The organism is Fulvivirga kasyanovii (genome assembly GCF_009711405.1).
GTDB classification, from domain to species: domain Bacteria; phylum Bacteroidota; class Bacteroidia; order Cytophagales; family Cyclobacteriaceae; genus Fulvivirga; species Fulvivirga kasyanovii.
The window spans coordinates 1-9,975 of record NZ_SMLW01000428.1 but is presented as its reverse complement, the minus strand read 5'-3'; the positions used below and the strand labels follow the sequence as shown (position 1 = coordinate 9,975).

Sequence of the window (9,975 nt, the reverse complement as noted above, 5' to 3'; positions counted from 1 at the left end):
CTTATCTATGAAGTTACTTCCATGAAGAATGTTATCCAGGAGGACCAGCTTTACAAAGAAGTACCCTCGGAATTGATCAAAACTGTTGAGACAGATGAAAATGGCAACTTTACAGTTCAACTGGCTCCGGGAAGGTACTCTGTATTTACCAAAGAGGAAGACGGGTTGTTTGCCAATGTTTTTGACGGTGAGGGCAATGTCAATCCCGTTACTGTAAAGCAGGGTGAAATGACGGAATTAAATATAGACATCAACTACAAAGCTGTTTATTAATGATCGCTACTTTATCTGTTATCAACATCTCAATCCTGGCGATGCTGGGCTTTCTGCATATTTATTGGGCTTTTGGAGGAAAATGGGCTGCAGAGAAAGCCTTGCCCTCAACCCCCGGCAATGAGCCGCTTTTCACACCCGGGATTTTTGCCTGCATCGTTGTGGCTGCAGGTTTGCTGACTTTTGCCGCACTCTTTATCATCCATACTTTCATGCCTATTCCGGCTCTGCCTCAGTGGCTTGTCACCAATAGCTTATGGCTTATTGGCGCTATATTCACTTTGCGAGCCATAGGAGATTTCAGGTATGTAGGCTTTATGAAGAAGGTGAAGCACAGCACTTTTGCCTCCCTTGATACGAAATATTATTCTCCGCTTTGTCTGTACCTGGGTATAAGTAGCTTTATAATCAACCTGAGCTGACTTGCAATATTTTTCTATTTGACCTAAAGAATTTTTTTTCGTGGTCAGACGTTCCTATTTTTATATTCAAAAAACAATAAATATAATGCTGAAGATTAACCGCTCAATCCTACTGTTGCTGGCCGTTCTGGTTGGCTTCTCAAGCTGTAAAGATGACGATGATGCTTTATCACCAGACGAACAGTTAAAACTGGATACCAATAACTGGCTCTACGATATCATGAAAGAGGTCTACTACTGGACAGATCAAATCCCTGCCGATGTAGACAAAACCCAGGAGCCTGAAGATCTTTTCAATGACTTACTTTTTCAGGGTGACCGGTTTTCAGTAATTGTTCCCAACTACGAAGAGCTTATCAACTCATTGAGCGGTGTAAGCAAGGATGCCGGTTATGAATTCGCTCTCGCACGGGTCGAGAATAGCAACGATGTGGTGGCTATTGTGCTTTATACCAAAGCCAATTCTTCAGCCGAAAGCATTGGCCTGAAAAGAGGTGATGTTATCTACCAGATCAATGGTACGACCATCAACTTGTCTAATTACCAGACACTGATACCTGAGATATATAATAATCACTCTATCAGCTACAGAAGGTATGACGAAGGACTGGATAGCTACCAAGATCAGGGAACTGCCAGTCTTTCTGCAGTAGTTTTGGCGGAAAATCCTAATCTGCTGGACACTGTGTTCACCATCGGCGATAGAAAAATCGGTTATTATGTATACAATTTCTTCTCTCCGGGGCCTACTGATGCCAAAGCCTATGATGCTGAAATGGACCAGATCATAGCCGGGTTCAAAAGTGCCGGTGTAAATGAGATGATCCTCGACCTGAGATACAACAGTGGGGGTTCCGTATCATCCGCTACCAACCTGGGAAGTTTACTGGCTCCGGGCGTAACTACATCAAACATTTTCTACCAAAATCAGTGGAATGACCTGTATCAAAATTATATTGAAAGCCAGCCTGACGGCGACGACATCCTGAGAGGAAAATTCTTAAGTAAAGCGGAAAATATCGGCAGTGACATCGGTAGCAAACTTTATGTACTTACCGGCTCAAAAACAGCCTCTGCCAGCGAATTGATCATTAACGGTCTTGACCCTTATATGGATGTAACGATTATCGGTGACACTACTGTAGGCAAGAACGTAGGGTCTATTCCTATTGAAGATGAGGATAACGAAGATAATGAGTATGGTATACTTCCTATCGTATTCAAGATCTTTAACAGTGAAATGTACTCTGGTTATGACAATGGGTTTGCTCCTGTTGGAGATAACCTGGTAAACGATTTCCAGTATCCTATGAAGGCGCTGGGTGATATTGAAGAACCCTTACTGGCCCGTGCCATCGAGCTGATCCAGGGCTCCAGTATGGGTGGGCGCCAGGCCAGAACGAGCGGGGAAGAATTTACTCCTATCATGACCTCAGTAGATAAAAAACAAAGAACAAACAGGCTGATCTTTGACAGGCCTCTGAAATAAAAATAAGCAGTGCACCTGCAAAGCGGCTACTTCCTCCAGGGGGTAGCCGTTTTTATTTTGTGCGGCTTCTATAGCACCTTTTATTCCTTTTCCCTAGTTTCACCAAAAAGCGTGAGTCATGCCATTCAACATTGATGAGTACCAGAAAACCCTTTTTCCATATGCCTACAACATTTTGGGAAGTGCGGAAGATGCCAAAGACATCATACAGGAGACCATGATCAAATGGCAAAATGTAGACCATGAAAAGGTTGAAAATCAAAAATCTTACCTGATCCGCGCAGTAATTAATGGTGCCATCAACTTTAAAGGAAAGCAGAAGGAACGGCTCTCAGACTACCCAGGAGAATGGCTGCCGGAGCCGGTACAACTGGAAACAGAAATGGACCGCAGGCATATTCTCTCCTATTCGTTATTGGTTTTGCTGGAGCAGCTCAATGCAAAAGAAAGGGCTGTTTTCATTTTAAAAGAATCTTTTGACTTCAGCCATGCCGAAATATCCGAACTGCTTAATATTTCTATCGACAACTGCCGTCAGATACTCAAAAGGGCCAAGCAACGACTGAACCCGGCGGCAGTGTCCCGATCAGACAAAGACGAGGCCAGGCTAAAGCAGTTTGTAGAGGTGATGCTCAATGGCAATGCAGAAGCGCTGCAACAGATGCTTACCAATGACATTAAAGCCGTATCTGATGGAGGAAAAGAAGCTTCTGCTGCAAGAAAAACCATTTTTGGTCCTGAAAACGTCAGGAAACTTCTGCTTGGGGTTTTCGAAAAGTTCTTTAAGCATGCCGATGTCAGGATCAGTTACACCACACTTAACCACCAGCCGGCCCTGTTATACATTGAGGGCAATACGATACATCTCTGCCAGGTACTACAGCTCAATGAGGAAGGCAACATTGAAAACATTTATTTTATACGCAATCCTAAAAAACTTAATCAACTGAATTTCTTATAGTTACAAACTATATCATTTATTTTTCTTAGAAACTTAAGAAATGTGTCACGCGGTGCCGGGGTTTTCTGTCATATCCATGAAATCACTTTTAAACTTTAAAAATCATCTCAATCATGGAAAGAATTTCGTATCAGGAATTACCGCAGGGTGTGTTTACCGGAATGCTGAAAACCGAAGAGCATTTACGTAAATGCGGAATTAGCACTAAGGAACTTGAGCTCATGCGTTACAGGGCTTCACAAATCAACAATTGTGCATACTGTCTGGACATGCACTTTAAAGAGGCTACTCATGCAGGGGAATCTCCTCTAAGGCTATATTCTGTTTCTGCCTGGCGGGAGACACCATATTATTCAGAAAAGGAACAAGCGATGCTGGCCCTGACAGAAGCATTGACTTTGTTGCCCGATGGGGGCGTACATGAGGACTTGTATGAAGAGCTCCGTAAGCACTTTTCGAAAGAAGAAATAGCCAATCTTACTTTGGCCATAGCACAGATCAATGCATGGAACAGGGTGGCCACCTGCTTCAAATTTACTCCCGGTAACTACCAGGTAGGACAGCATTAAAAGTAAGAAGTCAAAATAAGAGTGTCCCGGAAAGTATTTTGGGGCACTCTTTTTATTTCAGCAAGTGTCATTCAATGGATTGTCAAACAGGTCACTTTCATCTTCACCACGCCTGGGGTTGAGGCACTGAAAATCCTTTTCTATCAAAATGTACAGTTTGTCTCCACCCTCCAACGGCTGCTCCGCCTCAAAGCCAACCTGATCGGTATTGGCCCAGTTTTCGGAGATTTCAGGCGGAATATTGACCATGATAAAGTCACCGTCATAAGATGCAGAAACTTCTGCCTGGTCGATTACCTGTAACGTGTAGATGAGTTTCCGGTGGCCGAAATCAATGCTATCACTGGTGCGTCCTTCATTTTTCACCTCATCAACTTCACTCTGCGAGAGCCGAAGCCTCAGAGTGTTGCCTTTAATTCTTATTTTCATAGATCAGTCTTTCTCTTCCACAATATACATTAAAGCTAAGGTTTCTTACAAAGCCCAGCAAAGTCATGTTAAAATCAGTAGCTAAGGCCACTGCCAGGCTCGATGGCGCTCCCACCGCAGCCATAAGTGGTATACCGGCCATCAGCGATTTTTGCACCAGTTCGAAGCTGGCCCTTCCACTCACCAGCACAAAATAGTCGGCCAGTGGAATCATCTGCTTCACCAGGGCTGCCCCAACCAGCTTGTCAAGGGCATTATGCCTCCCTACATCTTCGCGCATTATTATCAGCTCTCCTTGTTGACTGAACAACCCTGCAGCATGCAGGCCACCGGTATATTCAAATACCTGCTGCTCACGGCGCAATATAGCCGGAGCCTGGTGGATGATGCTTTCATCTACCTTAAGTGAGGAATGTAGTACAGGGCAACCGGTTTTTACAGCATCAATAGAGGTTTTGCTGCAAACCCCGCAGCTTGATGAGGTGTAGAAATGCCGCTCAATTTTCTTGAAATCAATCTGCACTTCAGGAGACAGTTCCACACGAACCACGTTCTCCCGTTCCTCCTGTCTGCCGGCATCCTGACAATAGCGGATACTTACCACTTCATCATAAGCCGAAATGATGTTTTCGGTAAAGAGAAACCCCAGTGCCAATTCAAAATCATGTCCCGGTGTCCTCATGGTGACTGATATGCTCCGCTGCTCTCGCTTCCCTTCTTTTCCAAATCCAATACGAATCTCAAGCGGCTCTTCAACGGCTATCAGGTCCGGCCTGAAAACCGGAGCGCCCTTTCCTATCTTTAATATTTCTGCCTTACCTACTTTATTCATCGGGATTATCTTTTATGGCCTGTAGGTTTTGCTTTTATAGTCTTAGCTCAGACCCGTAATCTTACCGTTGTTGTCTATATCCATACCTTCCGCGGCGGGCATGGAAGGAAGGCCAGGCATACGTAACATATTACCTGTTACGGGTATACAAAAGCCTGCTCCGGCAGCAATTTCTATTTCCCTTACCGTCAACGTGAAATTTTCCGGTCTTCCAAGCCATTTAGGATCGTCACTGAAAGAATTTTGTGTTTTGGCTATACAAATTGGCTTATCGTTCAAGCCTATTCTTTCGATTTTCTTCAGGTTCTGCTTAGCTTTTGGTAAAAACTCAATATCCCGTGCACCATAGATCTTACGCGCTACTGCCTCAATTTTCTCTTTTACACTCCAGCTCCAGTCATATACCGGCTTGTATTTACCTTTAAAGGACTCCACCGATGCCACTACCTGCTCGGCAAGCTCCTTGGTGCCCTCTCCTCCATGCTCCCAGCCTTCGCATAATGCCACCCTGATCCCGAGGGCTTCACACCTTTCTTTTACAATATTGATCTCTTCGTCAGTGTCGCTTACAAATTTATTTATGGCTACAACGGCCGGCACTCCATATATTTTGGTGTTTTCAAGGTGTTTTTCCAGGTTAAGCAGACCTTTGGACAGGCTAACAGTATCCGGCTCCTTTAATGTTGCCAGCGGGTGGCCTCCATGGTATTTCAAAGCGCGTATGGTAGCTACTACCACTATGGTTTTTGGAGAAAGCCCTGAATAACCACACTTGATGTTCAGAAATTTTTCAGCGCCAAGGTCAGCGCCAAAACCTGCCTCAGTCACCACATAGTCAGATAAGGACATGCCCATTTTAGTGGCGATAACCGAGTTTGTTCCCTGGGCAATATTAGCAAAGGGCCCTCCATGAAGAATAGCAGGATTGCCTTCAAGCGTTTGAACCAGATTAGGTTTGATGGCATCTTTCAGCAGAACTGCCATGGCGCCTTCCGCTTTGATATCCCTGGCAAATACGGCCTCGCCGCCATACGTATCTCCAATGTATATATTTCCGATTTTGGCTTTCAGGTCATCCATATCTTTCGCCAGACATAAGATCGCCATGATCTCAGAGGCGGCAGTGATGTTAAATCCGGTTTCCCGCATCATACCCCCTGCTTTGCCTCCCATACCTGTAACTATATTACGCAGCGAGCGGTCGTTCATATCCATCACGCGCTTCCACTCTACCGTACGCGGGTCTATGCCGAGATTGTTTTTTGTATTTTGAATGTTGTTATCAATCATGGCGGCCAGCAGATTATTGGCCTTTTCTATGGCAGCAAAGTCTCCGGTAAAATGAAGGTTGATATCTTCCATGGGCACTACCTGGGAGTATCCCCCTCCGGCTGCGCCACCTTTCATACCAAATACAGGCCCTAAGGACGGCTCTCGCAACACAACAGTGGTTGACTTCCCAATACGGTTCAACCCCTCAGTCAAGCCTATGGAGGTAGTGGTTTTGCCCTCACCCGCCGGTGTAGGCGTCATAGCAGTGACCAGGACGAGGTTGCTCTGGGCTACTTTCTCTTCATCAATCAGGTCTAGGGGCAGCTTGGCTTTGTATTTACCATACATTTCAAGGCTGTCTTCGGGTATTCCCACTGATGCTGCTATATCTCGAATATGACGAAGGTCTGCCGATTGGGCTATTTCAAGATCGGTTCCCGGTTTTCTTTTGACTGAAGTACTCATATTAATATTGTAGCTTTATTTCTCTTTGTTGATGTTCAAATTTAACAGGTAATCCGAAACCATCTCATTTTTAGTGTGTATTTAACTCACTTTTTACCAGATATCTGCACATTAGCACCATACAACAGATCAAACCTAAGCTGCTAAAGATCTATCATGTTTAAATACTCTGTACGCTTCAAATGCATCCTGCTATATTTGCCACGTGAAAAGAAGAAAGGGCCAGTTCGATTTCAAACAGTTTAGCATTAAACAGGAGTGCAGCGCCATGAAAGTGGGCACTGACGGGGTACTGCTAGGCGCCTGGACCAATGTTACCGGCTCCAAAACAGTGCTGGATATCGGCACAGGCACAGGTCTGATTGCTTTAATGATTGCGCAGAGAAACCCTGTTGCCAGCATTCATGCCATAGAAATCGATCAGGCTTCGGCAGCCGAGGCATTAACGAACGTTAGCCATAGTCCCTGGGCCGACAGGGTAAAGGTATTTCATGAAAGTATTCAAGATTTCAGCGCACATGCTACGCATGCTTATGACCTTATTGTCTCCAACCCGCCATTCTTCAACTCAGGAACGGCTTCCCCCTCTGCAAACCGGCACCAGGCAAGGCACACCGGTCAGTTACCCCAAAAAGACCTGATACAGACCGTCGCTGGTTTGCTTTCAGATCAGGGCAGGTTTTCTGTTATCATCCCGGTAACCGAAAGTGACAATTTCATCAGTATGGCTGCCGATTATGGTTTACATCCCTGTCATATAACAACCTTCTTTCCTAAAGCCCACAAACCCTCCGAGCGCCACCTGATAGAGTTTACCCGTACAGAAGGCCCTGCCAGGGAAGACCGTTTGGTTCAATACCTTGAGCATGGTGAATGGACAGAAGGGTACAAAAACCTGACGCGTGATTTTCATATAAAACTATAGCGGGTAACGTCAAATTTTCACAGCCTGACCATCTCCTGCCCTTAAAAATTTGCAGCTCAGAACGGGTAATATGATACCGTTGAGATAGATTGCTTTTAGGAAAAAATTTTCAGTTTAACCCCCGCATAATCTCTAAAACCAAGTCGATAAAAATATAAAAAGCTGTTTTTCAGAGAATTACAAACAAAATCATCAGAATGTTACCTAAAAATAAACAATCGGCCTATCACTAGCATTAATGGATGAGTTCTACTATCTTTATATCGATATTTGGGCCTCATTGATATAGCGAGGGCCTTATTAAGCCTTGCTACTCCCTGACACTCAAACATCGTGTTTTTAATTAATTACTATTTCCAATGAACATTTTTGTAGCAAAGCTAAACTACCGAACTACCAGCGAAGAACTCCAAAGACAGTTTGAAGCATTTGGTGAAGTCACTTCTGCCAAAGTTATCTTTGACAGGGAAACACAACGATCTAAAGGCTTCGGATTTGTTGAAATGCCAGATGATGATGCAGCCAGAGAGGCCATTCAGGCACTCAATGAGTCTGAATTTGATGGAAGAACTATCGTTGTAAAAGAAGCGAGACCGAAGACTGAAACTTATTAATTTATAATAAACGTCAGTGTTATAAAGCCGCCTCAATTTGATTTGAGGCGGCTTTTTTTTTCTGAAAGTCTCTCCAATCCATATAGATTGTAATAATTTTGAAGGCTATTTGAAACAAGAGTATAATTTTTTCTACGAGCTCAAAGGCATCAACTGTTGGTTCTTAACGTCTGTTGTCAGTTTTATTTGCGGGGAGTTTAACCACCAAAAAAAGGCCGACCTTTTAATTGTAAGACGTATTTTTGAGATTACTCAATTGCTTTTCTAACCTTTCTATTTTTCTTATACGGCGCTGCTCTAAGATAGCTTTATCTTGTATACTGGGTTGATAAGGTTCGTGGTCTCTCATCACATGATAAGCAGCTATTAATATTTTATGTCCGATGGCAATGGTTGCTTTCTTTTGACCTCTACGTGCCGCAATTCTTCTATGCTTGTCCGCCAGGATAGGGTTTGCTTTTGATCGGGTAGCCGCCCAAGCAGCTTCTACCAGTGTGGTTTTAAGATATTTATTGCCATGGGTGGTACGTGATGAGTATTTTTTACCTGCACTCTCATTGTTGCCAGGACATACCCCAACCCAGGAGGCTAAATTAGCATGTGAAGGAAATTGGTCCATGTCTACTCCAATTTCAGCGATGATTCCGATAGCTATTTGTTTAGATACCCCAGGTATAGATTGCAATAACTGTATTTGTTGGCGATACTGTAAATTGTATTGATCCATTCGAGCCTCTAGTTGTGCTATTTGATCATTAATATGTTGGATGGATTTCAGTACCAAATTGCAGCATAAACCTGTGATGATCGGTTATTCTTCCCGTTAGCGCCTTAATGAGCACGTTTTTCTTTTTTACAAGTGAACCCTTAGCTAAGGAGGATAAGTTTAATGGATTAGTCTCACCTTCTACGATGGCTTCTATCATAGCCATACCCGATTTGCCAAAGACATCACTGACCACGCTGGCCAGCTTGATATTGGCATCTTCTAAAATGTTCTGTAGTCTGTTTTTCTCAGCGGTACGCATCCCTATGAGTTTCCTTCTATGGCGATGAAGAAAGCGTAACTCCCTAATAGACTGATCAGGCACAAAACTACCTTTAAGCAAACCACTCAATAGCAGCGTGGCAATCCACTCGCTATCTTTCTTATCGGTCTTCTGGCCGGGAACATTCTTAATGTGACGGGCATTCACTAATATGACCTCAAAAAACTCTTCCAGAATATGATAAACGGGCTTCCAATATACTCCGGTACTTTCCATGGCAATATGGGTAATGCCCTGATTTTGGAGCCAGCCTACCAGCCTGTAAAGATCCTCGGTAAAGGTGGAAAATGTCTGAGTTTGTGTTTCAATATCCTTACCTTTGACAGAAGCAACTACTGTGTCTTTGTGGACATCAAGTCCACAACCACACGATAATAATATAGGAAGTTCACTAGCAGCCATGATACAAGTCGTTAAGTTTTATTGGTACAAAGATACCGCTCGGCTAAAAGCCTCGACTTTCATGGCTGTTGGTGATTCCTAAATCATGTAGGTTTTATTGGTAAATAGTGCTTCCTATCTGGTCATATGTTTTTTTGCACATCTGAACTGCTTGTATGCCTTGCCGGGTGAGGTGATATACGCGGTAAAGTAACAGCCTCGGTTTGGAGGCCATTAATTTCTGTCAGTGCTATTGAACAGTTCAGCTTTACCAAACTTTCAGAAGTTTAGTAA

General features: G+C 43.8%; 11 protein-coding genes and 1 pseudogene. 7 read left to right on the top strand and 5 right to left on the bottom strand.

Annotated features, from left to right (window positions below; genetic code table 11):
• From E1163_RS06380 to E1163_RS06360, 5 genes and pseudogenes are all read left to right on the top strand, one after another.
• Positions 1 to 273 (top strand): annotated as a pseudogene (locus E1163_RS06380) (carboxypeptidase regulatory-like domain-containing protein); the annotation flags it as partial.
• Positions 273 to 695: a DUF3995 domain-containing protein gene (locus E1163_RS06375; protein ID WP_155170605.1), complete on the top strand. Its 423-nt coding sequence runs from the start codon at positions 273 to 275 to the stop codon at positions 693 to 695. The pseudogene E1163_RS06380 and the gene E1163_RS06375, both read left to right, overlap by 1 nt.
• Positions 696 to 780: 85 nt before the next feature.
• Positions 781 to 2,184 carry a S41 family peptidase gene (locus E1163_RS06370; RefSeq protein ID WP_155170604.1) on the top strand — a complete coding sequence of 468 codons (1,404 nt, stop codon included), beginning with the start codon at positions 781 to 783 and terminating at the stop codon, positions 2,182 to 2,184.
• A gap of 118 nt (positions 2,185 to 2,302) precedes the next feature.
• Complete coding sequence (locus E1163_RS06365) at positions 2,303 to 3,145, top strand: sigma-70 family RNA polymerase sigma factor (protein ID WP_155170603.1); 843 nt, start codon at positions 2,303 to 2,305, stop codon at positions 3,143 to 3,145.
• A 113-nt stretch (positions 3,146 to 3,258) separates the two neighbouring features.
• A complete protein-coding gene (locus E1163_RS06360; RefSeq protein ID WP_155170602.1) occupies positions 3,259 to 3,714 on the top strand; it encodes a carboxymuconolactone decarboxylase family protein in 456 nt (151 codons plus the stop codon).
• Positions 3,715 to 3,771: 57 nt separating this feature from the next.
• Here the strand turns inward: E1163_RS06360 and E1163_RS06355 are convergent, their stop codons facing one another.
• Genes E1163_RS06355 through E1163_RS06345 form a run of 3 tightly spaced genes read right to left on the bottom strand, consistent with a single transcriptional unit; the run spans position 3,772 to position 6,712 of the window.
• Positions 3,772 to 4,143 carry a DUF7009 family protein gene (locus tag E1163_RS06355; RefSeq protein ID WP_155170601.1) on the bottom strand — a complete coding sequence of 124 codons (372 nt, stop codon included), beginning with the start codon at positions 4,141 to 4,143 and terminating at the stop codon, positions 3,772 to 3,774.
• Positions 4,127 to 4,975: a formate dehydrogenase accessory sulfurtransferase FdhD gene (gene fdhD / locus E1163_RS06350; RefSeq protein WP_155170600.1), complete on the bottom strand. Its 849-nt coding sequence runs from the start codon at positions 4,973 to 4,975 to the stop codon at positions 4,127 to 4,129. The genes E1163_RS06355 and fdhD overlap by 17 nt, the downstream gene beginning before the upstream one ends.
• A 42-nt stretch (positions 4,976 to 5,017) precedes the next feature.
• Positions 5,018 to 6,712, bottom strand: a complete 1,695-nt coding sequence (locus E1163_RS06345; protein ID WP_155170599.1) for a formate--tetrahydrofolate ligase — start codon at positions 6,710 to 6,712, stop codon at positions 5,018 to 5,020.
• Between the two features lie 205 nt (positions 6,713 to 6,917).
• Here E1163_RS06345 and E1163_RS06340 point away from each other — a divergent pair, with 205 nt between their 5' ends.
• Positions 6,918 to 7,637: a methyltransferase gene (locus tag E1163_RS06340; protein WP_155170598.1), complete on the top strand. Its 720-nt coding sequence runs from the start codon at positions 6,918 to 6,920 to the stop codon at positions 7,635 to 7,637.
• Between the two features lie 359 nt (positions 7,638 to 7,996).
• The gene (locus tag E1163_RS06335) at positions 7,997 to 8,251 is read left to right on the top strand and encodes an RNA recognition motif domain-containing protein (protein WP_155170597.1); all 255 of its coding nucleotides are present in this window, start codon (positions 7,997 to 7,999) and stop codon (positions 8,249 to 8,251) included.
• Between the two features lie 223 nt (positions 8,252 to 8,474).
• On the opposite strand, the gene E1163_RS31185 is transcribed toward E1163_RS06335, so the two are convergent.
• Both E1163_RS31185 and E1163_RS31180 read right to left on the bottom strand, forming a co-directional pair.
• Positions 8,475 to 8,978 carry an IS110 family transposase gene (locus E1163_RS31185; protein WP_246223528.1) on the bottom strand — a complete coding sequence of 168 codons (504 nt, stop codon included), beginning with the start codon at positions 8,976 to 8,978 and terminating at the stop codon, positions 8,475 to 8,477.
• 28 nt (positions 8,979 to 9,006) lie between these two features.
• Entirely contained in the window at positions 9,007 to 9,702 is a 696-nt protein-coding gene (locus tag E1163_RS31180; RefSeq protein WP_246223527.1) for an IS110 family RNA-guided transposase, read from the bottom strand.
• Positions 9,703 to 9,975 lie beyond the last annotated feature (273 nt).